Below are 24,646 nucleotides of genomic sequence, written 5' to 3'. Positions count from 1 at the left end.
AAACCGTGCCGTGCTACCCGTTCGTGCGGAGATCCAGGTAGGGGAACAGGTCGATGAAGGGTCTGGCGGTGACACGGACGCTCCCGCCGAAGGGGTTGTCGAAGTCCCAGATCATGAACAGCAGGAAGGCGATCAGCGCGCTGAAGCACCCGGCCAGCGCCAGCTCCCGCGGCGTGTGGCGGATCTGGAGGGCGAAGAGCATGCCGACGGTGATGGCGGCTCCCGCGATCAGCCCGATCCAGACCAGGCCGGGCATGGTGGCGCCGGCGTACTGACCGCGGGCGCTCCGGGCGTCGTCGGCGACGGTGATCCGGTCCAGGATGGGCAGGTAGGACTGCGCCTCCAGCTCGGTCGTGGGCGGCCTGGTGGCGACGTCGGCACGGACCTGTTCGAGCAGCTGGGTGCCCTTGTCGGAGATCGTTCCGTGATCGCCCATGTACGTCCACTCGACCCGGACGACGTACGACACGTAGGCGTCCACGTCCGCCCTGATCTTGTCGCGGACCTCGGGCGGGTAGACCGCCGCACGGTCCCCGACCTCGTGGAGCGCCTGGGCCTCGCGGAGCACGTCGTCCTCGGCGGCGACGCGCGCCTGCCAGACGCCGGCGATCGCCAGCCCGAGGACGATCGCGTAGACGATCCCGATCATCATCGTGATGTACTCGATGACGTCCGGAGTCTCGTCGTGTCTCGGCTCGGTGCTCTGGTGGCGCCGCAGGAGCACCACCGCCCCGGCGACGAGGCACGCTGCGGCCGCGGCGACGACCAGCGCCACCCATGGACCCATCGGAACTCCCTCTCACTGGCTGGCTTCTACGGTCGGCGGCCCGGTCCTTGCGACGCGGGCGTCGGGGCGTCCGGTGACGAGGCGTCATCGCCGGCCCTGCTCATGGCCGCCGCCTCGGCCGCGCCCCGGGCGCAGCGCCGCCGCCGCGATGACCGCGGGCACGAGGATCAGCAGCATGGTGGCCGCCATCGGGACGCCCGGGTGGTACGGAGGCGCGGTGGTCGGGCCGGCCGGCGCTGCGCGGAACGTGGGCGCCCGGGTGGGGGCCTGGGTCGGCCACGCCGGGCTCGGGCGGGGGGTGTCCGGTGCGACCGGACTGGCCGCCGCAGGCCCGGTGGGTCGGGGCGACGGCTGTGGTCCGGTGGCGGCCGGGTTGGCTGCGGCGGGGGCGGGCCCGGCGGCGGGGGCAGCGGCGGCCTGGGCCGGATTCTGCGCTGCGGGTGCGGGTGCGGGTGCGGGTGCGGGTGCCGGTGCCGGTGCTGCCGGCGGAGGTGGTGCCGGGGCTGGCGGCGGCGCGGAGGGCGGGGCCGGAACAGGTGACGGACTCGGAAGCGAGGGCGACGGCGACGGCGAGGGCGACGGCGACGGCGAGGGCGACGGCGAGGCGACGGGCGGGGGCGAGGTGGGCGTCTGCGTCGGCGTGGTGGAGGGGACTGGTGAGGCAGTCGGCGTGGGTGAGGGGCTGGGTGTCGGCGTGGGGGACGGGCTCGACGGCGGGGTGGGTGTCGGAGTGGGCGTCGGAGTGGGAGAGGGCGTCGGAGTAGGGGAAGGCGTGGGTGTCGGACTCGGGCACGGACGCAGGTGGTGATGATGGTGATGGTGGTGACCACCGTGGTGGTGGCCACCGCGCTCGTCATCGTCGCCGTCGCCGTCGCCGTCCAGGCGCCCGGCGCCGGCGCTGTCCGAAAGCGTCGGCGATGGCGTCGGCGTCGGCGTCGGCGCAGAGGTGGGGCACGGCCGGTGATGCTGGTGCGGAGGCCGGTGGTGGTCACGCTCCGGAGCGATGGTGACCTCGACCGGAGCGGTCCCGCCCACCCGGAGGCACACGCAGAAACCGGCCACCGGGCCCGCCGGATGCCCACCACCGTGGTGCCCGGCGCCCGCCGCCGACGCCCCGCCCACCAGCACGCCCACGGCCACCACGCTCGCGACCGCACCCGCCGTACGCACCCACCGGCCGGGGCGGACGCGTCCTGTGCCTGCCGGCAGCAGCCGCTCGACCTCTGGGGACCGGGGAATGAGCTCCACACCTCCCAGGGGGACGGCACAATGCGCGGCGGACTTCGATCGGGCGGCCCGACCGGGGACACGCGTGGCGCCCTCCGGCCGCCGTCAGGATCTCCCCGCGGTACTTCGTCAACCAACAGGCGCGCCGGGCACCTGCGGCCGTTCGGTCCAAGGGCGGACAGGTTCAGTCGCGCGGCCGTACACCGGCGTGTCGGCCGCGCGGGTGTCCGGTGGCTGGGCACGCACTCCCACCGCCTCGGCGCACTCAGTAGGATCTTCGTGTTCCCCGGTCACCCGAGACGGTTCGCGGTGTGGCCGTTTCGTAGCAGGTCCATCTGGAGGAGAAACCCTCATGGCTCAGGTCACCCTCAAGGGCAACCCGGTTCAGGTCGCGGGCGAGCTGCCGCAGTCGGGCAGCCAGGCGCCCTCGTTCACCCTCGTCGGTGCCGGTCTCGTCGACGCGTCGCTGAAGGACTTCGCGGGCAAGCGCAAGGTCCTCAACATCTTCCCCAGCGTCGACACTCCGACCTGCGCGGCCTCCGTCCGCAAGTTCAACGCCGAGGCCAACGAGCTCAGCGACACCGTCGTGCTGTGCATCTCGGCCGACCTGCCGTTCGCGCAGGCCCGCTTCTGCGGCGCCGAGGGCCTGGAGAACGTCAAGACCCTCTCCACCTTCCGCAACCGCGACTTCCACGCCGCCTACGGCGTCGACATCGCCGCGGGCGCCATGGCCGGCCTGACCGCGCGCGCCGTCGTCGTGCTGGACGAGAACGACAACGTCCTGCACACCGAGCTCGTGGCGGAGATCGCCGACGAGCCGAACTACGACGCGGCCCTGTCGGCCCTGAAGTAAGGCGCCTCCCGCTCCGACCTGTGGGCGCGGCCGGTTTCCCCGGCCGCGCCCACCGGTTTCGGCGGACCACCGGTTTCGGCGGCCCACCGGCTTCAGGGACCCACCGGCTTCAGGGGCCCACCGGCTTCAGGGGCCCCTGGTTTCAGCCGCCCGCCGGGACCCGGAGGGTGCCGTAGCGCTGCATCCGCTGCCAGCGGAGGCGGGAGCCGGCCAGCGCGGTGAAGACCGACTGGATCACCACCAGGTACATCAGCTGCCGGTAGACGAACTGCTGCAGCGGCAGGCTCCACAGCGGTCCCAGCCGCTCCTTGTCGAGCCGGAAGGCGTACGCGCCCATCAGCATCTGGACCAGCAGGAACGCCGCCCACGTTCCGATGATCCGCACGGGGTCGAGGAAGACGACCCCGTACAGCGCGAAGACGTCGACGACGGGGGCGAGCAGGGGCAGCAGCACCTGGAACATCAGCAGGTAGAGCAGTCCGCGCCGGCCGAGCTTGCCCGCCTGTCCGCGCTGGACGAGGGCGCCGCGGTGCTTCCACATCGCCTGGAGCGTGCCGTAGCACCAGCGGTAGCGCTGACGCCACAGGGCGCCCAGGGAGGCGGGGGCCTCGGTCCAGGCCTTGGCGCGCTCCTCGTAGACCACCCGCCAGCCGGCGCGGCAGAAGGCCATGGTGAGGTCGGTGTCCTCGGCGAGGGTCTCCTCGCCCACGCCGCCGACGGCCAGCAGGGCTGAGCGGCGGAACGCGCCGACGGCGCCCGGGACGGTGGGCATGCACTCGGCGAGGTCGAACAGGCGGCGGTCCAGGTTGAAGCCGACCACGTACTCGATGTGCTGCCAACGGCCGAGCAGGCCGCCGCGGTTGATCACCTTGGCGTTGCCGGACACGGCGCCGACCGAGGGGTCGGCGAACGGCTGGACGAGGTGGCGGACGGCGTCGGGCTCGAAGACCGTGTCGCCGTCGACCATCACCAGGAGCTCCGCGCGGGCGGCCGCGATGCCGGTGTTGAGCGCGGCGGGCTTGCCCGCGTTCTCCTGCCGGATCACGCGCGTGTAGGGGAGGCCGAGCGACTCGACGAGGTCGGCGGTGCCGTCGGTCGAGCCGTCGTCGACCACGATCAGCTCCACCGGGTGGTCGGAGGCGAGCAGCGAGCGCAGCGCGGCCTCGATCCCGGCGGACTCGTTGTACGCGGGCACGATGACGCTGACCGGTTCGGTGACGGGCGGTCCCCACGGGCGGCGGCGCAGCCGCTTGTGCCGGCGGGCGGCCACCAGGACGGCGACGGCCCGCAGCACGCTGATCGCGCCGGCCGCCCACAGCAGCCAGCCCAGGACGGTGAGCACCCAGTTCCCACTCCGGAGGATCCAGATCAGGGCGGTTCCCTGGAGACGGTCGGCGGTTCCGGCCTGGTGGACGGGGTCGGACAGGCCGACGGCCTGGCTGACGGTGGCGAAGCGCAGGCCGCGCGACTTGAGTTCGGGCAGCAGGGTCTTCAGGGCGGCCACGGTCTGTGAGCGGTCCCCGCCCGCGTCGTGCATCAGCATGACCTGCCCGGGGCCGCCCGGGCGGTCGTCGAGCGCCTTGAGGATCTGCGGGATTCCCGGCCGCTGCCAGTCCTCGCTGTCCTGGGTGGTGAGCACGGTCAGGTAGCCGGAGCGCCCGGCCTGCTGGACGGCGTCCCACTCGCGGTCGTCGAGGGCGTCCGCGCTGGAGGAGTACGGCGGCCGCAGGAGCGAGCTCGTCACCCCGGCGGATCCGGCGAGGGCGAGCTGGGTCTCGCGCAGTTCCAGCGAGCGGCGCCAGGCGGGGGCCGGGCCGAGGTCGGTGTGGGTGAAGGTGTGCACGCCGATCTGGTGGCCCTCGGCGACGATCCGCCGGATCAGGTCGGGATGGGCGGCGGCCTGGGTGCCGACCACGAAGAACGTCGCGTGCACCCCCTCCTTGCGCAGGACGTCGAGGATCTGCGGCGTCCACGTCGGGTCGGGGCCGTCGTCGAAGGTGAGGGCGACGGTGCCGGGCCCGGGCGCGGCGTTGCGCGGCTGCGGGCCCGCGGTGTCGATCACCGGACCGCCGTCGCGGACGGCTGCCGGGACCGCGTCGGCGGACGTGGGCGTGGCGGCCTGGTCGGGTCGGTCGTCGAAGCTGTGCTGGGTGTAGCCCTGGAGCGCGAGGGCGCCGGTGAGCGTCAGCAGCAGGGCGGTCAGCAGGAGCCAGTGGGTGCGCAGCGGGCGCTGGCGGACCACGCCGCGCCGGCCTCGGCGGGCGGACGCGCGGGTGGGGGCGGGTGTTCTTCGTCGGCGGGCGGTGCTCATCGTGCGGCTCTCGGTGGGTGGGCGGATGTCACTGCTTGTTGGGGTGGCCGTTCGGGTTCCCCGGCGGGGCGCTGGGGCGGCCGTGCCCGGGGGTGGGGCTCGGGTGCTCCGACGGCGTGGCGGTGGGGGCCGGCGCCGTGGTGGCCGTGGTGGCCGTGGGGCCGGCGGGCGCGCTCGGTGCCGCGGGGCTGGTGGCCGACGGGTGCTGGACGCTGACCGGGGTGACGGCCCGCGGGTGGGTGGGCGCCGCGCTCGGGTGCTCACTGGGTGCGGCCGCGGCCACCGGCCCTGCGGTGGGCGCGTCGGACGGCGCGGCCGTCGGGTCCGGCGCGCTCGGTGCCGGCGGCTGGGGGAGCGGCAGGAACGGCGCGTTCACCGTCGGGCCGCCGAGCAGCGCGCTCGCCAGCAGGGCCAGGTACCCGCCGGCCGGTACGGCCAGTGCCACCCCGAGGCGGCGGATCCTGCGCTGGCGGCGGCCGGAGGAGTCCACGAACACGGGCGGGGGCGGCGGCTCGGCGTCGGAGACGGCGGGCAGTTCGACGGTGGCCTCGCCCGCTCCGTCCCCGGTGAACGGGACGTGTTCGGCGGTCGGCCACGGTTCGTACGGTGTGACGGGCACGGTGTCGGGTCCAGGTCTTCTCGGTTCACAGGGCTGTCAGGGCCGCACCTACGGGTCACGGGTGAGCCGACGGTGCACTGGTCGTGATCTGTTCAGCGCCCGGAGCCGGAGTTCCGTCACACCCTCCCCGCCGGATTCCGCCTTGACGCCCGGGCCCGGTGGGGCACCGGGACGGAACCGGGGTTCGTGCCGGCTCAGCGATCCGTCGGAGCGCTCCCAGCGGCCGTCGCGCGGTGCTTGATGTTGACGGCCGACGCCTGGGCGATCGCCACGGGGTTCAGGAAGCGCATCGGGCCGATCAGGCGGGATCCGAACCGGTGCATGTGCCGCGCCAGCGATCCGTCGCGCGCCGCCGCCGAGAACATCAGCCGCTCCAGCGGGTTGAACGGGCGGGCCTTGGCGAAGTCGGCGGCCAGGAACTGGTGGCCGCGCATCCGGCGCTGGTGCGTGCGGGCGTACGCCGCCAGCGCCCGGTCGAGGTCGCCGCGCCCGGCGGCGGCCGGGGCCACGGCCTCCGTCAGCCACGTCGCGGACTCCAGCGCCCATCCGCAGCCCACGCCCCACAGCGGGTCGCTGGTCAGGGCGGCGTCGCCGATGAACGCGATGCCCGGTGCGGCCGGCGTGCGGTCGACCAGCGGGTAGTCGAGCACGCCGATGATCTTCGAGACGCGCTCGGCGGAGTCGATGGGCGGCGCCTCGGGCAGGGCGCGGACGAAGGCGGTGAAGCTGCCCTCCAGGTCCTTGCGGAAGCCCGGCAGCCGTTTCTTGTCCGGGACGACCGCGACGACCGTGACCCCGTCGTCGTTGGGGAACGCGTACGCCATGTCGGGTTCGAGGAACCAGGTGTGGGCGATCCCGCCGGGCAGCGGAAGGCCGCGGAAGTGCGCGAAGTACGCGAACCGCGTGTTCTCGTGCAGCCGCGCGGGCACCCCGGCGTGCTTCGCCACGGCCGAGTCCTTCCCGTCGGCGCCGATCACCAGGCGGGCCCGGAGCTCACGTTCGCCCTGCGGCGTCGACGCGCGCACCCCCACCGTCCGTCCGCCTTCCTGGATCAGCCCGGTCACCTGGTGGCCGAGGAGCAGATCGACGCCGGGGGTCTGCCCCGCGCGGGACCTGATGATCGGGTCGAGGGTGCTGCGCCGCACGTTGTACCCGTACGGCAGCTCGGGGCCCGGTGCGGCGCCCGGTTCGATCCAGCCCCAGCGGGTGTACCAGCGGGCCTCGTTGCGAACGGCACCCGCCTCCTCCAGGGCGGGTATGAGGCCGAGCTCGTCCAGCACCGGGTAGGCGTTGGCCGTGAGGGAGTGGGTGCACAGGACCTTGTACGCCCCGGGGTCCGAGCGGCGTTCCAGCAGGGCGACACGGACTCCGCGCCGGGCGAGCAGGATCGCCGCGGCGCTGCCGGCGAGGCCGGCTCCGCTGATGACGACGTCGTAGTCGCGTTCCGTGTAGTCGTGTTCCGTGCTTCCGGCTCCGGTCATCTGCTGATGTCCCCCTTCGGAGTGGCGCTGTTCGTGGCGGTGGTGCAGTGCCACTGCTCCCAGGAACGTGAATCGCTGTCAAGTCCCTTTGGCCGGAACGCTTCAGGAATCCTCCCGGCGGCGCGTCCGGTGGGCCGCGATGAGGTCGGCGTAGGTGCGGCCGCTGGTCTTCACGGTCCGCCGCTGGCTCGGGTAGTCGACGTGGACCAGGCCGAACCGCTTGTCGTAGCCGTACGCCCACTCGAAGTTGTCGAGCAGCGACCAGGCGAAGTACCCGGCCGGTGCCGCTCCCCGGGCGGCGGCGCGGGCGCAGGCCGCGAGGTGGTCCCGGAGGTAGGCGGTGCGCTCGGGGTCGTGCACGCTGCCGTCGGGGGCGACGGTGTCGGGGTAGGCGGAGCCGTTCTCGGTGACGTAGATCCGCCGGACGCCGTAGTCGTGGGTCAGCCGCAGCAGCAGCTGTTCGAGGCCGGAGGCGTGGACCTCCCAGGGCATGGCCGTGTGGCGGGGGTTGGGGCCGGGCAGCTGGCGGAAGCGGGGGGCGGGGCCGTGCGGGTCGTCGGCGACGACCTGGCGGAAGTAGTAGTTGAGGCCGAGCCAGTCGAGGGGCGCGGCGATCAGCTCCAGGTCCCCGGGGCGGACGGGCAGGTCGACGCCGTACTCGGCCCGCATGTCCGCCGGGTAGCCGCGGCCGAGGACGGGGTCGAGCCACCAGCGGTTGACGTGGCCGTCGGCGCGGGCGGCGGCGGCCCGGTCGGCCGCGGAGCGGGTGGCGGGCTCGATCGGGCTGAGGTTGTTGACGATGCCGATCTGCGCGCCGGGCACGGCCGAGCGCAGGGCCGCCAGGGCCAGGCCGTGGCCCAGGTGCAGGTGGTAGGAGGCGCGGACGGCGGCGGTGAGGTCGGTGAGACCGGGCGCCATGGTGCCGTCCAGGTGGCCGATCCAGGCGGAGCAGAGGGGTTCGTTGAGGGTGGCCCAGTGGGTGACGCGGTCGCCGAGGCGTGCGCCGACCACCGCCGCGTACTCGGCGAAGCGCTCGGCGGTGGAGCGGGCCGGCCAGCCCCCGCGGTCCTGCTGGGCCTGGGGCAGGTCCCAGTGGTAGAGCGTCGGGAACGGGACGATGCCGGCGTCGAGGAGGCCGTCGACGAGGCGGTCGTAGAAGTCCAGCCCGGCCTGGTTGACCGTGCCGTCCGCCAGCGGCACGACGCGCGGCCAGGCGATGGAGAACCGGTAGGCGTCCAGGCCCAGGCGGTGCATCAGGGCGACGTCCTGCGGCCAGCGGCGGTAGTGGTCGCAGGCGGTGTCACCGGTGTCGCCGGCGGCGATCCTGCCGGGGGTGTGCGAGAAGGTGTCCCAGATGGACGGTGCGCGTCCGTCCGCGTCCACCGAGCCCTCGATCTGGTAGGCGGCGGTGGCGGCACCGAACAGGAAGTCGGCGGGCAGGTCGCTGAGGTCGGTCACGGGTGTGCCTTTCGGCGAGGGGGTGTCCGGCGGGCCGGAGGTGTGGTCATTTGACGGCGCCGGCGGTCAGGCCGGCGACCAGGAAGCGCTGGAGTAGCAGGAATCCGGCGACGACGGGCACGCTCACCACCAGGGAGGCGGCCATCACCTGGTTCCAGTAGACGTCGCTGAGGGTCGCGTAGCCCTGGAGGCCGACGGCCAGCGTGCGGGTCTGGTCGTCGGTGAGCACCGAGGCGAAGAGCACTTCGCCCCACGCCGTCATGAAGGCGTACACGGCGACGGCCACGATGCCGGGGAGCGCGGCCGGGACGACGACCCGCACCAGCGCCCGCACCGGCCCGCACCCGTCGACCAGGGCGGCCTCGTCCAGGTCGCGGGGGATGGAGTCGAAGTACCCGGCCAGCATCCAGATCGAGAACGGCAGCGAGAAGGTGAGGTAGGTGAGGATCAGCCCGCCGCGGCTGCCGTACAGGGCGATCCCGGTCGCGTTGCCGAGGTTCACGAAGATCAGGAACAGCGGCAGCAGGAACAGGATGCCCGGGAACATCTGGGTGGACAGCACCGTGACGGTGAACAGGCGGCGGCCGCGGAAGCGGTGGCGGCTCACCGCGTACCCGGCGAGGATCGCGACCAGGACCGAGCAGACGGTCGAACCACCCGCGACGATCAGCGAGTTGACGAGGTACCGGCCGAGCGGCACGGTGCGCCAGATGTCCGCGTACGGCCGGAGCGTCACGGTGCTGGGGATCCAGCGGAACGGGCCCTGCACGTCCTGGAGGGGCTTGAGCGAGCTGGAGACCATCACCAGGACCGGCGTGGCCGCGAAGACCGCCAGCGCGGCGAGCAGCACCCGGCGCAGCCACCGGAACGACGCGGACGCCCCGATCATCGCGCGCTCCTTCGGCGTGCGGTGAGCAGCAGGTACGCGGCCGTCACCAGCAGGAGGAAGAGCAGCAGGAGCACCGACATGGCGGAGCCCGCGCCGAAGTTCCAGGTGACGAACGAGGACTGGTAGACGTGCACGGAGACGAGGTCGGCGGCCTCGGGGGCGGACCGGCCGAACAGCAGGTAGGGCGTGTTGAAGTCGTTGAACGTCCACAGGAACAGCACGAGCACCAGGACGCGGTTGACCGGGCGCAGCGACGGCAGGGTGATCCGGCGGATCTGCTGCCGGATGCCGGCGCCGTCCAGGGCGGCCGCCTCGTACAGCTCGCGCGGGATGTTCTGGAGGCCGGCGGTGACGGTCAGGAACGCGAACGGCCAGCTGCGCCAGACGGCGACGGTGACCAGGGCGGCGAAGCTGTTGCCGCCGAGCAGCCAGAAGGGCTTGTCGTCGACGAGGTGGAGCTGGTCGTGGAGGACGTGGTTGAGCAGGCCGGTGTCGCGCTGGAACACGAACGACCAGGTGATGACGGCCGCGTACACCGGCAGCGCGTAGGGGAGCAGGAACAGGGCGCGCAGGAGTCCGCGGCCCCGGAAGGCGTCCTGGAGCAGGATCGCGGCGGTGGTGCCGATCAGCCAGGACAGGCCGACGGTCAGGACGGTGAAGGCGCAGGTGATCCCGAAGGAGTGGAGCAGCGCACGGCCGACGGGCGCGTTGATGTCGACGGTCGTGCGGTAGTTGTCGAGGCCGGTCCAGGGGGCGGCGGACCAGTCGCGGATGGTGAACTGCGTGAGCTGCTTGAGGCTCATCGCCGCGCCGACGACCATCGGCGTGAGATGGACGAGCAGTTCGAGGAGCAGGGCGGGCAGGAGGAGGACGTAGGGCAGGGCGGCGCGGCGGCGGGCGCTGCGGTCGGGCGGGGCCGGACGGGCCGGTGGCGTGGTGGTCACGTCAGTGGGCCGGCATCTGCTGCTGGGCCTTGGCCAGTTCGGCCCTGACCGTGTCGTCGGTGGGGGGTTTGCCCGCGGCGGCGGCGCCCATGAGGTTCTTCACGGCGGTGCCGACCAGCGTCTCGAACTGGCTCTCGTCCGGGACCTGGGGGAGCGGGGCGGCGCTGGTCCTGAGCACGTCGGAGAGGGTCTTGAGTTCGGGGGTGGCGAAGGCCGGGTCGTTCTGGGCGTCCTTGACCGGCGGGATGGAGCCGTAGGCCCGGTTGAGCCGGATCTGTTCGTCCGTGCCGGTCATGAACGTCACGAACTTCAGCGCGCCGTCGGTGTTGTGGCTGCTGCGGAGGACGGCCAGGTTGATGCCGGCGGCCATGGAGGCGGTGGCGCGGTCCCCGGTGGCGCCGGCGGGCGCGGGCAGCGGGGCGACGGCGTAGTCCTCGGGTTTCATGCCGTGCGAGGCGAGGTTCGCGCCGGCGGACTGCCACATCAGCATCGCGGCCTTGCCGGTGGCGAAGTCGGTCACGGACTGGTTGTTGGCGTACTCGGCGTTGCCGGGCGCGGCGATCCGGTCGGTGCCGAGCAGCCCCACGTACCGTTTGACGGCGGCCACGGTCCCGGGGCCGTCGAAGGTCGGCTTTCCGGTGGCGTCGAAGAAGTCGGCGCCCTGCTGCTTGGCGAGGGTGAAGGCGTGGTGGACGTCCTCGGTGGGGCTGCCGCCTTCGAGGGCGAGGCCGTGGCGGTCGCCGGCGGTGAGCCGGTGCCCGTCGGCGATCAATTCCTCCCACGTCGTCGGGGGGTGGTCGATCCCGGCTTCGGCGAACAGCTTCTTGTTCCAGTACAGGCCGTAGGCCATGGAGTAGAGCGGGAGGGCGGCGGGGTCCTTGCCCGCGGCTCCGGTGGAGGCGAGGGCGGAGGGCAGGAAGCGGTCCTTGCCGCCGGTCTTCTCCATCGCGGCGGCGTCGAAGGGCAGCAGGGCGCCGGTGGCCTGGAGCGAGGCGGACCAGGTGTTGCCGATGTTGAGGACGTCCGGCCCCTGGCCGGAGGTGGTCGCCGTGAGGATGCGGTTGAGCAGGTCCGACCACGGGACGACTTCGAGCTTCACCTTGATCCCGGTCTGCTGCTCGAACCTCTTCAGCTCCGGCTCCAGCACCTGGCGGTCGTTGTCCAGGCTGGTGCCCTGGTTGGACGCCCAGTAGGTGAGGGCGGCGGGGCCGGTGTCCGCGCCCTCGCCGCCTCCGCAGGCGGTGGCGGCGAGGGCCAGGACGGCGGCGAGCGAGGTGACCGCGGCGGTGCGGCGTGCGGGCATGATGGTGGTGCCCCTCTCGGACAGGGTCGGGCGGACTCGGTCGATTGCCTTGAGCGGCGAAGTACCCTGTACAGCGGCTTACTTCAAGGCGTGATTTAACGACCGGGGGAGCCGTCCGTCAAGCGAGGGGACGAGGAATGATGGAACCGGGACACAAGGGCGTGTCCGCGGCCGGGCGGGCCGGGAACACGGTGCGGGACCTGCGCCGGGGCAGCCGGTCGGCGGTGCTGCGGAGGCTGTACTTCGACGGGCCGCTCAGCCGTCAGGAACTGGGCGCGCTCACCGGCCTCAGCGCGGGCTCGGTCAGCAACGTGACCGGCGAACTGCTGGCGGACGGCCTGGTCGAGGAGTGCGGTTCGGTCGGCTCCGACGGCGGCCGCCCGCGCACCATGCTCCGGGTCTCCCCGGGCCGCGCCCGGCTGGTGGGCGTCGACGTGGGCGAGACCCAGGTCCGGGTCGCCCTGTTCGACCTGGCCCGCACCGAACTCGCCGCCGCCGACCAGCCGTTGTCCGACCGGGGCCGGGACGTCGGCCGGGTGGCGGAGCTGATCCTCGCCGGGCTGGCCGACGTGCTCGACCGCACCGGCACGGCCGCGGAGCAGGTCCTCGGCGTCGGGATCGGCGTGCCCGGGATCGTCGAGCAGGGCGCCCCCGGCACGGACGGGCCGCACGTCGTCGTGCACAGCCAGACCCTGGGCTGGGACGCCGTCCCCCTCGGCCGCCTGCTGCGGGCCGGCACGGACCTGCCGCTGTTCGTCGACAACGGCGCCAAGACGCTCGGGCAGGCCGAGATGTGGTTCGGCGCGGGCCGCGGGGCCCGGCACGCGGTGGTGGCACTCCTCGGTTCGGGCGTGGGCGCCTGCGTCATCGCCGACGGCGCGCGTTTCCGGGGGGCCACGAGCAGTGCGGGCGAGTGGGGGCACACCAAGGTCCACGTCGGCGGACGCCGCTGCCGCTGCGGTGCCCGCGGCTGCCTGGAGGCCTACGTCGGGGCCGGGGCGCTGGTCGAGCGGTGGAGCACCGCGGCGTCCTGCCGGGGCGAGAAGTCGGGCCTGGCCGCGTTGTTGGCCGCCGCCGAGGCCGGGGACCCGGGCGCGGTGGGGCTGCTCGACGAGGCCGCCGAGTACCTCGGGGCGGGGATCGCCGATCTCGTCAACCTGTTCAATCCGGAGCGGATCGTGATCGGCGGCTGGGCCGGCCTGCTGCTGGGCCCGCGGCTGCTGCCGGGCATCCGTGCCGCCGCCGGCGAGTACGCCCTGCGGTTCCCCTGGGAGCACACGCTGATCGTCCTCGGCACCCTGGGACCGGAGGCGGTCACCCTGGGGGCCGCCACACTGCCGCTGTCGGACTTCCTGGATTCGGGCGGGCAGGCCCGGGCCGGTGCTCAGCTGACCGACACCACCGCATAGTTCACGGTGTGAGGAAAGTCCGGTCGGAGGGTTGACAGTGTACGGCGGCGGCCCGGAGACTCCCCGTCAGGGATGTCGCCGGGCTCGGCCGGCCGACCGGGTGACACCCCGACCCCGCTCTCCGGCACCCCCCGATCGCGCGGCTCGGCGAGCCCGGCCACGGGCCGCGGCCGCGCCCCGCCGGAGCCCCCACCCACCTCACCGAGGGGCATGCCCATGAGGCGTTCTTCAGCACGCCGACGTACGGGACTGGCCATGGCACTGGGCCTGTTCGCGTTACTCGCACCGGCCGTCGCGCCATCGGCGCCGGCCGCGGCCGCCGCGTCCAGGACCGCGGCGACGGCCGCCGCCGACTGCGGGACCGACAACGCCGCACGGGGCCGGCCGGCCACCGCCTCCTCCACGGAGAACGCGGGCACACCGGCGGCCGCGGCCGTGGACGGCGACCCCGGCACCCGCTGGTCGTCCGCCTTCAGCGACCCCCAGTGGCTCCAGGTCGACCTCGGCAGCGTCCGCCAGGTGTGCCGCGTCGTCCTCGACTGGGAGACCGCGTACGGGCGTTCCTACCAGATCCAGGTCTCGGACGACGGATCGACCTGGCGCACCGCGTACGCCACCGACCACGGGACGGGCGGCACCGAGACCCTCGCGGTCAACGGCACCGGCCGCTACGTGCGCATGAACGGGCTCGCCCGCGGCACCGCCTGGGGCTACTCGCTGTGGGAGTTCCAGGTCAACACCTCCGACGCGCCCCCCGTCCAGGGCGGCGGCGACCTCGGGCCCAACGTCCTGGTCTTCGACCCCTCGACGCCCGACATCCAGGCGACCGCGGACCGCGTCTTCAAGCAGCAGGAGTCCAACCAGTTCGGCACCGACCGCTACGCCCTCCTCTTCAAACCGGGCTCCTACGGCAACCTCAACCTCCAGCTCGGCTTCTACACGTCCGTCGCCGGCCTGGGACTGAAACCCGACGACACCGCGATCAACGGCGACGTCACGGTCGACGCCGGCTGGTTCAACGGCAACGCCACCCAGAACTTCTGGCGCTCCGCCGAGAACCTCGCCCTCACCCCGGCCAACGGCACCGACCGCTGGGCGGTGGCCCAGGCCGCGCCGTTCCGCCGCATGCACGTCCGCGGCGGCCTCAACCTCTCCCCGGCCGGGTACGGGTGGGCCAGCGGCGGCTACATCGCGGACAGCAGGATCGACGGCAGCGTCGGGAACTACTCGCAGCAGCAGTGGTACACCCGTGACAGCGCGATCGGCGGCTTCTCCAACGGCGTGTGGAACCAGGTCTTCTCCGGCGTCCAGGGCGCGCCGGCCCAGAGCTTCCCCAACCCGCCCTACACCACGCTGGACACCACGCCCGTCTCCCGCGAGAAGCCCTTCCTCTACCTCGACGGCGCGGACTACAAGGTGTTCGTCCCGGCCCTGCGCACCAATGCGCGCGGGGTCTCCTGGGACGGCGCCCTCCAGGGCGAGTCGCGGCCGCTGAACCACTTCTACGTCGTGAAGCCGGGAGCCACCGCCGCGACCGTCAACACGGCCCTGGCCCAAGGGCTCGACCTCCTCTTCACTCCGGGCGTGTACCACCTGGACCGGCCGATCGAGATCACCCGGCCCGACACGGTGGTGCTCGGCCTCGGACTGGCGACCCTCGTGCCCGACAACGGCGCGACCGCCGTCAAGGTGGCGGACGTCGACGGCGTGCGGCTGGCCGGACTCCTGGTCGACGCCGGGCCCGTCAACTCGCCCGTCCTCGTGCAGGTCGGCCCTGACGGCGCGGGCGCCGGCCACGCCGCCGACCCGACCACCCTCCAGGACGTGTTCGTCCGCGTCGGCGGCGCCGGCGCCGGAGCGGCCACGAGCGGCATCGTCGTCAACAGCGCCAACGTGATCGTCGACCACACCTGGATCTGGCGGGCCGACCACGGCACCGGCGTCGGCTGGGACACCAACCCCGCCGACTACGGCCTCGTGGTCCACGGCTCCGACGTGCTCGGCACCGGACTGTTCGTGGAGCACTTCAGGAAGTACGACGTCGAATGGTCCGGCGAACGCGGCCGCACGATCTTCTTCCAGAACGAGAAGGCCTACGACGCGCCCAACCAGGCCGCCATCCAGAACGGTTCGACCCTGGGCTTCGCCGCCTACAAGGTCGACGACGCGGTCGCCGTCCACGAGGGCTGGGGCCTCGGGAGCTACTGCTACTTCAACGTCGACCCGACCATCCGCATGGACCACGCCTTCGAGACGCCGACGCGGCCCGACGTCCGCTTCCACGACCTCCTGGTCGTCTCGCTCGGCGGCAAGGGCCAGTTCAACCACGTCGTCAACGACACCGGCGCCGCGACCACCGGCACCTCCACCACGCCGTCGACCGTCACGGCCTACCCGTAGGCGCCGTCCGCGGGGCCCGGCCGGGCCCCGCGGACGGTGGGTAGGCAGAGTTCGCCGGTGTCTACGCCCCGGCGGCACAGCGAGCACCAGTCGAAGTGGGCGCCGGTGAGCCCGGGGACTGCGGCCCGCAGGACGGAGGCGGCTCGACCAAGGGCCTCGCCGTCCACCGCGAAGCACCGCACGATCCAGGTGTCACAGGTCGTCCGCGGTGTCCACCAGCTGTAGAGCTCCAGGTGGAACGCCGACCTGTCGTCGGACCACCACATGTCGGCGGGCCCGGTTGCCTCGCGTACGCGGGGCGGCAGGTGCTCCTCGGCCACGGAAGGGGCCACTCCGAGGGGAGTGGCAGTCCGGAGGACGAGGTGCGGCCACCGGTACACACCCGCCAATAGGGCGTCGGCCTCCAACCGCTGATCAACGCTGCTGTTGATCAGCCTGTGCGTCAAGCCCGGTACCGGTATCGCGGTGCGGCCGTCCGCGAGGACGTCCAGCCGATAGGTCCCGGGGCCATCGAGGATTCCGGGAAAGGCCCAGCCGTGAGACGTCCAATGGGCGGACGGAGCCCCATCGAGACCGTACTCGCTGGCGTTGCCGCCCCGCGGTGAGTAGGACAGGCCGCCGTACCTCTCCTCGAACCGGATCATCGCGTCCACGATCCCGGGGCCTGTGGGAGGCTTGAACCCGGTGTCGTCGACCGTCGGCGTGTAGTGCGTGAATCGGTCGGCAGGGGTGGGTGGATGTCGTCGAGCACGCTGTGAGAGGAAGCTGCGGAGCCGGGGCGACACTGTGGGGTCATCAAGGATGTGTATGCCGCACAGGGTACTCATGATCGAAAAGGTCGGCCAGGCCCGTGCGCCGACCGCCCGCGACCGCGCACGCGGTGGGCCTTCACGGAACGGCCGGCTACGGCCACGGGTAGCCCAGGTGCCCGGGGTCGTAGCCTCCGCAGAGTTCGGCCGTGGCACGGGGGTCGCCGGCGGTCAGTTTCGCTTCGAGGCGCGTGGCCTGGTCCGACGGGTCGTCCGCGGAGATCGGGAGGGTCATCAGGAACTGGGCCCAGGGCAGATCCGTGTCCTCCCGGCCAGGGGGATGCCTCAGGACGACGTCGATCCGATCGGGCTCCCCGCGGGAGGCCCAGACGGCTTCCAGCTCGCAATCCCACCTGGCGAGCCAGTCCTCGCGTGCCCTGAGGCCCGCTTCGAGCAAGGTCGCGACCACTGCGGCGGGCCACTCCCAACTGCGGTCCCGTTCGGCTCGCAGGACCTCGGCCTCGTACCGATCCGCGGCGAACCGAAACTCCGGCAGGTCGAAGCCCCGTCCGGCCGGGTCGCGCCAGCCCGCCCAGACGACATGGTCGCCGTCGCGCGCGACCGTCACGTAGAGAGCACTGCAGCACTGCTCCAAGCCGCACCCGGATCGACCGAGCCGAACCTCGTGAGCCGTCGCCGTGGCCTGCAACGGCCTGCCCTGGCCCAGGAGGTACCGGGGGCCCGAGCCCACGAACCGGGGGCCGCCCGATCCCCCGCTGCGGAGGGACAGGTCGGCCAGGAGATCCCGGCCACCAACGATGGGGCGGACCTCCAGGTAGCCCTCGCCGGGTGGTGGGCAGAGGATGCTCAGGCTGAGAGTGTCCGGTTCTGTGGCCATCGGCCAAGGATCACGGAGCCGGCCGCAGCTGTCATGCGACTTTGCGTGGCTCCACTCAGGGCGGTGGTCGGCCGGCCGGGAAGGGCGGATCTCTATGACGTCATGTCACGCAGGTCGGGGCGGTTCCTGGGCAGTCCGAAGCCTGCCATCTGCTTCTCCTCGTAGGACAGGAAGCCGAGACTCCGGTAGAACGCATGGTTGCGCTCGCCTTCCGGTGACGACTCGTGGTCCGTGGAGAGGAGGAAGAACCGGCAGTGCGAGTAGCGTCGCATGAGGTGTTCGACCAGGGCCCGGCCGACACCCTGTCGGTGATGCGCAGGGTTGACCACGACGTCCTGGACATAACAGATGTGTTCGTCGTCGGAGACGGTCCGGGCCAGTCCGAGGAGCGTTCCTGAAGCGTTTCGCGCGGTGATGACAAGATGAGAGTTCCGCAGGCCGCGACAGAGCTTGTCGACGTCGGCGGTGTAGCCCTCCCAGCCGACCGAGGCGTAGAGGCCCAACATCTCATCAGGATCGAAAGTGGCTTCTTCCGCGACAAACACGCCAAACCCCCTGCGGCCGTGCCGCGTCTCCGTGCCGACGACGTCTTCCTGCATCTGACTCCACACTCGTCAGTCACGTCAAGATCGGTATCTGTCGGCCTCGACCGACAGGGCACGTCGCTCGGTTCGGGGTACGAACCCTGTTTCCGGCGGCTGCTCCCCGGCGGATATGCGCTGTCACCACCGCTAATGCACCGATAAGATGACCGTAGGTGTGCCGGGAAGCCTGGTCGGCTCGGGGGACTACTGCGGCATTCGGGCGGCGGTGACCCCGTTCGTCGTGGTGGGGTTGTTTCCGTCGATGCACGTAGTCGGGATCGTTCTCGTCCTGGTGGTTCTGGGCACGGCCGTGGCCACCTTCGCCGGGCGCCTGCGGGTGCCCGCGCCGTCGCTGCTCGTCCTGGCCGGTGTCGGGGCGGCCCTGGTGCCCGGCGTCCCCGCGCTGCACGTTCCGCCGCAGATCATCGGCATGGTGGTCCTGCCGCCGCTGCTGTACGCCTCCGCCGAGGAGCTGTCCCTGCGGGACCTGCGCACGGTGTGGCGCCCGGTCACGATCCTCTCCTTCGGCCTGGTCTTCGCCTCCGCCGCCGCCGTGGGCTTCGCGGCCGTCGCCGTCGCGGGCCTGCCGCCCGCGATGGCGTTCGTGCTCGGCGCCGTGCTGTCCAGCACCGACCCGGTGGCGGTCACCGCCCTCGGGCGCCGGCTGGCGCTGCCGGGACGGGTCCAGGTGCTGGTGCAGGCGGAGAGCCTGTTCAACGACGCGACCTCACTGGTGCTGTTCAAGGTGGCCGTCGGCATCGCGGTGGCCGTCGGCGCGGCGGTGAGCCTGCCGGCGGCGGGCGGGGAGTTCCTGCTGCTCGGCGGCGGCGGGAGTCTGGTGGGGGCCGCCGTCGCGGGCCTGGTGTGGCTGGTTCGGCGCCGCACCGTCGACCCGGTGCTGGAGACCGTCATAGCGCTGGTCACCCCGTACGCCGCCTACGTGTTGGCCGAGTCCGTGCACACATCAGGCGTCACCTCGGTCGTCGTCGCCGGCGTGTTGCTCGGCCGCTCCGGCCACCGGCTCACCGACGCCCACATCCGCCTCCAGCTGAACGCCGTCTACGCGGTGGTCGTGTTCCTGCTGGAGAGCGTCGTCTTCAGCATCGTCGGCCTCGAACTGCCCACCCTGGTGCGGGACCTGCCCGCGGGCACCGGCCTGTGGCCGCTCCAGGCGCTCGCCCTGGCCGCCGTGCTGATCGCGGTGCGCGTGCTCTCCACGCTGCCGCTGACCCGGGCGGTCAAGCCGACGCAGGGCCGCGGCCGGCTCTCCTGGCGGGTGGCCGGGGTGGTCACCTGGGCCGGCACCCGCGGGGTCATGCCGCTGGCCGCCGCCCTCTCGATCCCGCTCGTCACCGACGACGGCACGAAGCTCGCCGGACGCCCGCTGGTCCTGGTCCTCACCACCGCCGTCGTCGTCCTCACGCTGGTCGGCCAGGGCCTCACCCTGGCCGCCGTGGTCAACCGCTCCGGCCTCGCCCTCGAACCCGAGCACACCGTCCGCGAGGAGGACGACGCCCGCGACGCCCTCAACCGCACCGCCCTCGACCACGTCGAGAACCTCGCCGAGCTGGAAGCCCTGTCCGACACCGCCGTCGACCGCGTCCGCCGCGCCCTGACCGCCCGCCTCGACCGCACCCCCGAGACCCCCGACGGCACCACCGCCGACGCCTCCTACCGCCAGCTGCGCCGCGAGGTCATCGCCGTCCAGAGCACCGAACTGCGCCGTCTCTACGACGAGCACCGCATCAGCGACACCACCCGCCGCCGCCTCCAGCACGACCTCGACCGCGAGGAGGCCGCCCTCGGCACGCCGTGACGCCGACGCGGACGACCGCCGTCCGACCGGATGACGGTTCCGGTGCTCCGGGGCGCTCCGTGATAGGACGTCGGGCGAGCGGCGTCGTCCGCCGTCACGTCCCTGCGGGTCCGCAGCGAGGGGGAGCCGCCAGCCATGAGGGCCGACAACCGCCTGACGCGGATGGCGCGGATGGTGCGTTCGGCGAGGGAGCGGTACGCGGGATCGTGGGCCGAGGCGCTGTGGAAGCGGCTGGAGGCGGTCGACTTCATGAGCCAGGGGCTCCAGTTCGCCGCCACGCTCCTGCTCTGCTTCTTCCCGTTCATGATCGTGACGAACGCGCTGGCAGGCCGGTCGACGGTGACCGCCCTGGTGCGGCGCCTGGGCCTGGACCGGCAGGCGTCGGCCGACGTGAGCGACCTGTTCGCCCCGTCGACCACCACGAGCAGCGCCGTCACGGGCACGGCGTCGGTGTTCTTCGTCCTGGGCGGCTTCGCCGCGGCGTCGGCGCTGCAGCAGCTGTACCAGCGGATCTTCGAGCTCCCTGGGCGGGGCGTGCGGGACGTGCTCCACCAGGTGCTGTCGCTGGCCGTGGTGATCGCGGGGGCGGCCCTGGCGGCGTGGACCGGGCCGGCGCTGCACCGGGTGGGCGGGCCCGTGCTCCTCGGGGCCGTCGCACTGGTGGCGGCCGCCCTGCTCTGGTGGGTGCTGATGCGGCTCCTCCTGGCGGGCCGGGTGCCGTGGCGTGACCTGCTGCCGTCCGCCGTCATCACCGCCGTCTGCTACCTGGGGATGCGGGTGGTGTTCTCGTTCACCGCCTCGGACACCGTCACGTCGAACACGGCGGAGTACGGGCCGATCGGGGTGGTCTTCTTCCTCATGTCCTGGCTGATCGCCCTCGGCGTGGTGATCATCCTGGGGGCGGTCACCGGGATCGTCTGGCGGGAACGGGGTCTGTCGCTCCGGGCGGCCCTGGGCAGGCGGCCCCGGCCGGGGAAGCCCGGCCGGGGCTGAGGGGGACGCCTCAGGACACGGGTGCGGGCTCGGGAGCCGCGGGCACGTCGTCGGCGGTCCTGCGGGTGAGTCGGCGGATCTGGGGTTCGAGGAGGACCGCCGCGCTGAGGAGGGTGCAGATCACGGCGCACGCCCACAGCGCGCCGGAGATGCCGAGCGCGTTCGAGACCGGGCCGGCCAGGGCGATGCCGAGCGGGGCGAGGGAGAGCGAGCCGAGGTGGTCGTAGGCGCAGACGCGGGAGAACATCTCGGCCGGGATCTCCTGCTGGAGCGCGACCATCCAGTTCACGCCGAAGACGGTGACGCCGACGCCGGAGAGGAACATCGCCGCGATCAGCACCGGCAGCGGTGCCGCGAGCGCCAGGGCGAGCGCTGGGACGCCGAACAGGAACACGCCCCAGTTGCCGACCAGCAGGATGCGGCGCGGCTGCCAGCGCACCATCAGCAGGCCGGTGACGACCAGCCCGACCCCGTAGGCGGCCATCGCCAGCCCCCAGTCCGCGGCGCCGCCGAGCCGCTCCTCCGCGACGACCGGACCGTACACGGACTCGACCGCGCCGACGCAGGCCACCAGGACGGAGAACTGGAGGACGACCACCCAGAGCCACCGGCGGGAGGCGAACTCCCGCCAGCCGTCCCGCAGTTCGCTCAGCATGGTGGTGCCGGAGGTGGCGGGTGCGGCCTCGGCCTCCAGGAAGAAGCGCAGGGCGGCGGCGACCAGGAAGCAGACGGCGTCGAGGCCGAGCACCCAGCCGGGCCCGACGGCGGCGGTGAGCGCGCCGCCGAGGGCGGCCCCGCCGATCTGGCTGGCGTTCTGGCCCATCCGGAAGACCGAGAACGCCCGGGCGGCGTGGTCCGGCGGGACGCTCTGGAGGATCATGCCCTCGGCCGCGGGGGCGTAGAGCGCGAATCCGGCGCCACCGGCCGCGGAGAGGACGAGCAACTGCCAGAGCTGGGTGTGGCCGTTCAGCACGAGCGCGGCCAGGACGGCCTGGGAGAGGCCGCTGAACAGGTTGGCCGCGACCATGACGTGATGGCGCGGCAGCCGGTCGGCGAGGGCGCCGCCGATCACCAGCAGCAGGACGGTCGGCAGCAGGCGGGCGGCCGTGACGTACCCGACCTCGGTGCCGGACCCGCCGTCGCCGAGCACGGCGAAGGCGGTGGCGATCGGCGCACCGGCGTTGCCGAGGCCGCTGACCACGGTGGCGGCCGTCTGGATCCGGAAGTTGCGGCCCGCCCAGGCGAAGCGACGGGCGGGCGGGGGCGGGGGCTGGGGTGGGGGTTGGCTCGGCACCCAGCGACTATGGCCGAAGGTTCGTACAGGCGTCCATCGGGTTTGGCGCGGCCGTGCCTCGAACGGCGGGCCGGTCCGGCGGGCGGTGATGGGATGATGGGCCGGACGGTTCGCGGGTGAGGGGTGGGGCATGGCCGGCAGGTTGCGGGTGCTGAGGCAGCAGAACCGGCTCAGCCTCGAAGCGCTGGCCGAACAGGTCGGGGTCACCAAGAGCTACCTCTCCAAGATCGAGCGCGGGCTCGGCGACCCGTCGATCTCGACGGCGCTCAAGCTCGCCCACGCGCTCAAGGTCGACGTCGGCCGGCTCTTCTCGGACGAGGTGGAGCCGGAGCTCGTCACCGTCGTCCGCGCCGGGGAGCGGACGCCGATCGCGAGCGGGACCGGCCCGGGCGCCCCGAACTACGAGGGCATCGCGACCGGGCTCAGCGGCAAGCGGATGGTGCCGTTCGTGATGTACCCGCCGCTCGACAACGCCGGATCGCCGTTCAAGTCGCACGCGGGGGAGGAGTTCTTCTTCGTCCACGCGGGCACGGCGGAGCTGGAGTTCCCCGAGCGGACCGTCCACCTCGGGCCCGGGGACAGCGTCTACTTCAACTCCGCTCTCCCGCACCGCTGTCGGAGCACCGGGCCGGAGCCCGCGCACATCCTCGTGGTGATCCACGACGACCCGGCCGGCCCCTCGGACCGGGTGCCGAGCCTGCCCTGACGCCCTCCCGGCCGTTTCGGACGGCTTGGTAGAGTGCCGCAGCCCGAAAGGTCGGGCACTGACGGCCGACGGCTCGGTGCGGCCGGAGTGACGAGGGGGACGATGTGAGGGACCTGGCGGCGGACGACCAGACCGTGCTGCTCGATGAACTCGTGGCCGGACTGCTCGACCCCGACGGCGATCTCGACGAGCTGGCCGCGATCGGGGCCCACCTCACCGGCACGCTCAGCGCCGACCTCGTCCCGCGCCTGGAGGCGCACCTGGAAACGGCCGTCGCCGCCCGGAACCAGTACGCCCGCTCCGTCCTCGCCGGCCTCCTCGCCGAGACGGCCGGCCGCTCGTCCCTGCCCGTGCTGCTGCGGGCCTGGTCCCGCGACCTGGGCGACGACCAGGACAGCCTGACGACGATGATCACCGTCCTCGCCCAGGACGATCCGTCCGCCGCGCGCCGCACCCTCCTGCCCTGGACGGAGAGCGCCGACGCCGACCTGCGCCGGGCGGCGCTCTGGCTGCTCGGCTTCGTCCCCGACCCGGCCGACGTCGCCGTCCTGGCCCGCGCGGCGCACGACCCGGACGAGCGGATCCGCAGCGTGGTCGCCGGCGCCCTCGGCAGCCACGGCACGGACCCGGCGGCCGTGGACCTGATGGTGGGCCTCCTGGCCGATCCCGCCGAGCAGGTGCGCATCTCCGCCCTCAGCTCGCTCGGCTACCGCCGCCAGCCGCGCACCCTGCCGGACATCTGCCGCCTCGTCAACGACGACAGCCCGAGCGTGCGGGCCTGGGTGGCCATCGCCCTGCGGCGCTTTCCCGCGACGGAGATCGGCGACGAGGCGGTGGCCGACGTCCTGGCCAGGCTGGAGCGGGACGCGGAGCCGCACGTCCGTGATCAGGCGATGGCCGCGCGGCAAGGGGCGGCCCGCCGGGGCCGGTGAACGCCCTTGCCCGGTGAACCCCGTGCCCGGTGAACCCCCGTGCCCGGTGAACCCCCGTGCCCGGCTCCGCCGTTCGCGACGGGGCCGGGCACGGTACTCGCCGGGTACTCAGGCGGCCGCGGCCAGCAGCCGGGCCAGCTCCGCCGTCCCCGCCTCGTCGAGCGGGAGCAGCGGCTTGCGGGGCTCGCCGACGTCCAGGCCCCGCAGGGCCAACCCCGCCTTGACGGTCGTCGGCAGGCCGCCGTCGAGCAGGAACCGGAGCACCGGGAGCTGGCGGTAGTACACCTCACGGGCCCTGTCCAGGTCGCCCGCCTGCACCGCCCGGTACAGCTCCAGCGTGAGCTCCGGGATGACACAGGGTGCGGCCGTGCACCAGCCGGACGCGCCGGCGGCGAAGGCCGCCAGGGCGAGCGGGTTGGAGCCGTTGTAGAACGGCAGGGCGCCGTCGGAGAGTTGGGTGAGGCGGTGCATCCGCTGGATGTCGCCGCTGCTCTCCTTGACCATGGTGATGTTGTCGACCTCGGTGACGAGCCGGTGCAGGAGCTCCGGCGGGAGGTCGACGCCGGCCGTCGCCGGGTTGTTGTAGACCATCAGCGGGATGCCGACCGCGTCGGCGATGGTGGTGTAGTGGCGGGTGATCTCGCGCTCGTCCAGGCGCCAGTACGAGAGCGGCAGCACCATCACCACGTCGGCGCCGGCCTTCTCGGCGAACCGGGCGCGGCGGACGGCGCTGCGGGTGGTGAGGTCGGCGATGCCGACGACGGTCGGGACGCGTCCGGCGACGGCGGAGACGGACGCCTCGGCGGCGGCGTACCACTCGGCGTCGTCGAGGTAGGCGCTCTCGCCGGTGGAGCCGAGCGGGGCGATGGCGTGGCAGCCACCGGCGATCAACCGCTCGATGAGGGCTGCGAGTCGGACGAGGTCGAGGCTGTCGTCGGTGCGCGAGAACGGGGTCACCGGGTAGGCGATGATCCCTTCCAGGGTGGTCGCCAT

General features: G+C 73.0%; 21 protein-coding genes. 7 read left to right on the top strand and 14 right to left on the bottom strand.

Translation table 11 applies throughout. The annotated features are described in order from the left end of the window. Window positions 1–13: 13 nt before the first annotated feature. Together ACFVSN_RS01455 and ACFVSN_RS01450 are read right to left on the bottom strand one after the other, a co-directional pair. Window positions 14–787, bottom strand: a complete 774-nt coding sequence (locus ACFVSN_RS01455; RefSeq protein WP_387596228.1) for a hypothetical protein — start codon at window positions 785–787, stop codon at window positions 14–16. A 100-nt stretch (window positions 788–887) separates the two neighbouring features. Further along, a complete protein-coding gene (locus ACFVSN_RS01450; RefSeq protein WP_387953582.1) occupies window positions 888–1,580 on the bottom strand; it encodes a hypothetical protein in 693 nt (230 codons plus the stop codon). A gap of 786 nt (window positions 1,581–2,366) precedes the next feature. Here ACFVSN_RS01450 and tpx point away from each other — a divergent pair. Further along, window positions 2,367–2,867, top strand: a complete 501-nt coding sequence (gene tpx, locus ACFVSN_RS01445) for a thiol peroxidase (protein ID WP_359965739.1) — start codon at window positions 2,367–2,369, stop codon at window positions 2,865–2,867. 142 nt (window positions 2,868–3,009) lie between these two features. On the opposite strand, the gene ACFVSN_RS01440 is transcribed toward tpx, so the two are convergent. The 7 genes from ACFVSN_RS01440 to ACFVSN_RS01410 form a co-directional block, all read right to left on the bottom strand. After that, on the bottom strand, window positions 3,010–5,178 hold the full coding sequence (locus tag ACFVSN_RS01440; RefSeq protein ID WP_387596234.1) for a bifunctional polysaccharide deacetylase/glycosyltransferase family 2 protein: 2,169 nt from the start codon (window positions 5,176–5,178) through the stop codon (window positions 3,010–3,012). Window positions 5,179–5,206: 28 nt separating this feature from the next. After that, window positions 5,207–5,797 (bottom strand): hypothetical protein, encoded by a 591-nt coding sequence (locus ACFVSN_RS01435; protein ID WP_387596237.1) that lies wholly within the window; start codon window positions 5,795–5,797, stop codon window positions 5,207–5,209. Window positions 5,798–5,991: 194 nt separating this feature from the next. Beyond that, window positions 5,992–7,278 carry an NAD(P)/FAD-dependent oxidoreductase gene (locus ACFVSN_RS01430; RefSeq protein ID WP_387596240.1) on the bottom strand — a complete coding sequence of 429 codons (1,287 nt, stop codon included), beginning with the start codon at window positions 7,276–7,278 and terminating at the stop codon, window positions 5,992–5,994. 102 nt (window positions 7,279–7,380) lie between these two features. Then, on the bottom strand, window positions 7,381–8,736 hold the full coding sequence (locus ACFVSN_RS01425) for a GH1 family beta-glucosidase (protein WP_380443066.1): 1,356 nt from the start codon (window positions 8,734–8,736) through the stop codon (window positions 7,381–7,383). Window positions 8,737–8,782: 46 nt separating this feature from the next. Continuing rightward, window positions 8,783–9,625: a carbohydrate ABC transporter permease gene (locus ACFVSN_RS01420; RefSeq protein ID WP_387596243.1), complete on the bottom strand. Its 843-nt coding sequence runs from the start codon at window positions 9,623–9,625 to the stop codon at window positions 8,783–8,785. Continuing rightward, window positions 9,622–10,569 (bottom strand): carbohydrate ABC transporter permease, encoded by a 948-nt coding sequence (locus tag ACFVSN_RS01415; protein WP_387596245.1) that lies wholly within the window; start codon window positions 10,567–10,569, stop codon window positions 9,622–9,624. Before ACFVSN_RS01415 ends, ACFVSN_RS01420 begins: the two co-directional genes overlap by 4 nt. A gap of 1 nt (window position 10,570) precedes the next feature. Beyond that, a complete protein-coding gene (locus ACFVSN_RS01410) occupies window positions 10,571–11,872 on the bottom strand; it encodes an ABC transporter substrate-binding protein (RefSeq protein ID WP_387596248.1) in 1,302 nt (433 codons plus the stop codon). A gap of 137 nt (window positions 11,873–12,009) precedes the next feature. Between ACFVSN_RS01410 and ACFVSN_RS01405 the strand changes: the two genes are divergently transcribed. Continuing rightward, a complete protein-coding gene (locus tag ACFVSN_RS01405; RefSeq protein ID WP_387596250.1) occupies window positions 12,010–13,281 on the top strand; it encodes an ROK family protein in 1,272 nt (423 codons plus the stop codon). Between the two features lie 255 nt (window positions 13,282–13,536). Then, window positions 13,537–15,681: a discoidin domain-containing protein gene (locus tag ACFVSN_RS01400; protein ID WP_387596253.1), complete on the top strand. Its 2,145-nt coding sequence runs from the start codon at window positions 13,537–13,539 to the stop codon at window positions 15,679–15,681. On the opposite strand, the gene ACFVSN_RS01395 is transcribed toward ACFVSN_RS01400, so the two are convergent. The 3 genes from ACFVSN_RS01395 to ACFVSN_RS01385 form a co-directional block, all read right to left on the bottom strand. Continuing rightward, entirely contained in the window at window positions 15,672–16,508 is an 837-nt protein-coding gene (locus tag ACFVSN_RS01395; RefSeq protein ID WP_387953580.1) for a hypothetical protein, read from the bottom strand. The two genes, ACFVSN_RS01400 and ACFVSN_RS01395, sit on opposite strands and share 10 nt — an antisense overlap. A 76-nt stretch (window positions 16,509–16,584) precedes the next feature. Then, window positions 16,585–17,328: a hypothetical protein gene (locus tag ACFVSN_RS01390; protein ID WP_387953578.1), complete on the bottom strand. Its 744-nt coding sequence runs from the start codon at window positions 17,326–17,328 to the stop codon at window positions 16,585–16,587. 92 nt (window positions 17,329–17,420) lie between these two features. Further along, window positions 17,421–17,927, bottom strand: coding sequence for a GNAT family N-acetyltransferase (locus ACFVSN_RS01385; protein ID WP_387596261.1), 507 nt, complete (start codon window positions 17,925–17,927; stop codon window positions 17,421–17,423). A gap of 247 nt (window positions 17,928–18,174) precedes the next feature. On the opposite strand from ACFVSN_RS01385, the gene ACFVSN_RS01380 reads away from it, so the two are divergent. After that, entirely contained in the window at window positions 18,175–19,728 is a 1,554-nt protein-coding gene (locus tag ACFVSN_RS01380) for a Na+/H+ antiporter (RefSeq protein WP_387596264.1), read from the top strand. A gap of 135 nt (window positions 19,729–19,863) precedes the next feature. After that, window positions 19,864–20,721 carry a YhjD/YihY/BrkB family envelope integrity protein gene (locus tag ACFVSN_RS01375; RefSeq protein WP_387596267.1) on the top strand — a complete coding sequence of 286 codons (858 nt, stop codon included), beginning with the start codon at window positions 19,864–19,866 and terminating at the stop codon, window positions 20,719–20,721. 10 nt (window positions 20,722–20,731) lie between these two features. On the opposite strand, the gene ACFVSN_RS01370 is transcribed toward ACFVSN_RS01375, so the two are convergent. Continuing rightward, entirely contained in the window at window positions 20,732–22,015 is a 1,284-nt protein-coding gene (locus ACFVSN_RS01370; protein WP_387596270.1) for an MFS transporter, read from the bottom strand. Between the two features lie 130 nt (window positions 22,016–22,145). Here ACFVSN_RS01370 and ACFVSN_RS01365 point away from each other — a divergent pair, with 130 nt between their 5' ends. Next, window positions 22,146–22,721, top strand: a complete 576-nt coding sequence (locus ACFVSN_RS01365; RefSeq protein WP_380443088.1) for a helix-turn-helix domain-containing protein — start codon at window positions 22,146–22,148, stop codon at window positions 22,719–22,721. A gap of 104 nt (window positions 22,722–22,825) precedes the next feature. Continuing rightward, complete coding sequence (locus ACFVSN_RS01360) at window positions 22,826–23,653, top strand: HEAT repeat domain-containing protein (protein ID WP_380443090.1); 828 nt, start codon at window positions 22,826–22,828, stop codon at window positions 23,651–23,653. Window positions 23,654–23,761: 108 nt separating this feature from the next. Here ACFVSN_RS01360 and ACFVSN_RS01355 read toward each other — a convergent pair whose 3' ends face one another. Continuing rightward, window positions 23,762–24,646 (bottom strand): dihydrodipicolinate synthase family protein, encoded by an 885-nt coding sequence (locus ACFVSN_RS01355; RefSeq protein ID WP_387596274.1) that lies wholly within the window; start codon window positions 24,644–24,646, stop codon window positions 23,762–23,764.

Source organism: Kitasatospora sp. NPDC057904 (assembly GCF_042887925.1).
In the GTDB taxonomy this organism is placed as follows: Bacteria; Actinomycetota; Actinomycetes; order Streptomycetales; family Streptomycetaceae; genus Kitasatospora.
The sequence above is the reverse complement of the archived record's forward strand: the minus strand, read 5'-3'. Positions and strand labels throughout refer to the sequence as shown.

What these genes read in the sequence shown, in the direction of transcription:
- ACFVSN_RS01440 (WP_387596234.1), bottom strand. Translation starts at nt 5,178, where the DNA reads ATGAGCACCGCCCGCCGACGAAGAACACCCGCCCCCACCCGCGCGTCC.
- ACFVSN_RS01395 (WP_387953580.1), bottom strand. Translation starts at nt 16,508, where the DNA reads ATGAGTACCCTGTGCGGCATACACATCCTTGATGACCCCACAGTGTCG.
- ACFVSN_RS01410 (WP_387596248.1), bottom strand. Translation starts at nt 11,872, where the DNA reads ATGCCCGCACGCCGCACCGCCGCGGTCACCTCGCTCGCCGCCGTCCTG.
- ACFVSN_RS01375 (WP_387596267.1), top strand. Translation starts at nt 19,864, where the DNA reads ATGAGGGCCGACAACCGCCTGACGCGGATGGCGCGGATGGTGCGTTCG.
- ACFVSN_RS01405 (WP_387596250.1), top strand. Translation starts at nt 12,010, where the DNA reads ATGATGGAACCGGGACACAAGGGCGTGTCCGCGGCCGGGCGGGCCGGG.
- ACFVSN_RS01385 (WP_387596261.1), bottom strand. Translation starts at nt 17,927, where the DNA reads ATGCAGGAAGACGTCGTCGGCACGGAGACGCGGCACGGCCGCAGGGGG.
- ACFVSN_RS01420 (WP_387596243.1), bottom strand. Translation starts at nt 9,625, where the DNA reads ATGATCGGGGCGTCCGCGTCGTTCCGGTGGCTGCGCCGGGTGCTGCTC.
- ACFVSN_RS01355 (WP_387596274.1), bottom strand. Translation starts at nt 24,646, where the DNA reads ATGGCGACCACCCTGGAAGGGATCATCGCCTACCCGGTGACCCCGTTC.
- ACFVSN_RS01400 (WP_387596253.1), top strand. Translation starts at nt 13,537, where the DNA reads ATGGCACTGGGCCTGTTCGCGTTACTCGCACCGGCCGTCGCGCCATCG.
- ACFVSN_RS01390 (WP_387953578.1), bottom strand. Translation starts at nt 17,328, where the DNA reads ATGGCCACAGAACCGGACACTCTCAGCCTGAGCATCCTCTGCCCACCA.
- ACFVSN_RS01455 (WP_387596228.1), bottom strand. Translation starts at nt 787, where the DNA reads ATGGGTCCATGGGTGGCGCTGGTCGTCGCCGCGGCCGCAGCGTGCCTC.
- tpx (WP_359965739.1), top strand. Translation starts at nt 2,367, where the DNA reads ATGGCTCAGGTCACCCTCAAGGGCAACCCGGTTCAGGTCGCGGGCGAG.
- ACFVSN_RS01380 (WP_387596264.1), top strand. Translation starts at nt 18,175, where the DNA reads ATGCACGTAGTCGGGATCGTTCTCGTCCTGGTGGTTCTGGGCACGGCC.
- ACFVSN_RS01430 (WP_387596240.1), bottom strand. Translation starts at nt 7,278, where the DNA reads ATGACCGGAGCCGGAAGCACGGAACACGACTACACGGAACGCGACTAC.
- ACFVSN_RS01365 (WP_380443088.1), top strand. Translation starts at nt 22,146, where the DNA reads ATGGCCGGCAGGTTGCGGGTGCTGAGGCAGCAGAACCGGCTCAGCCTC.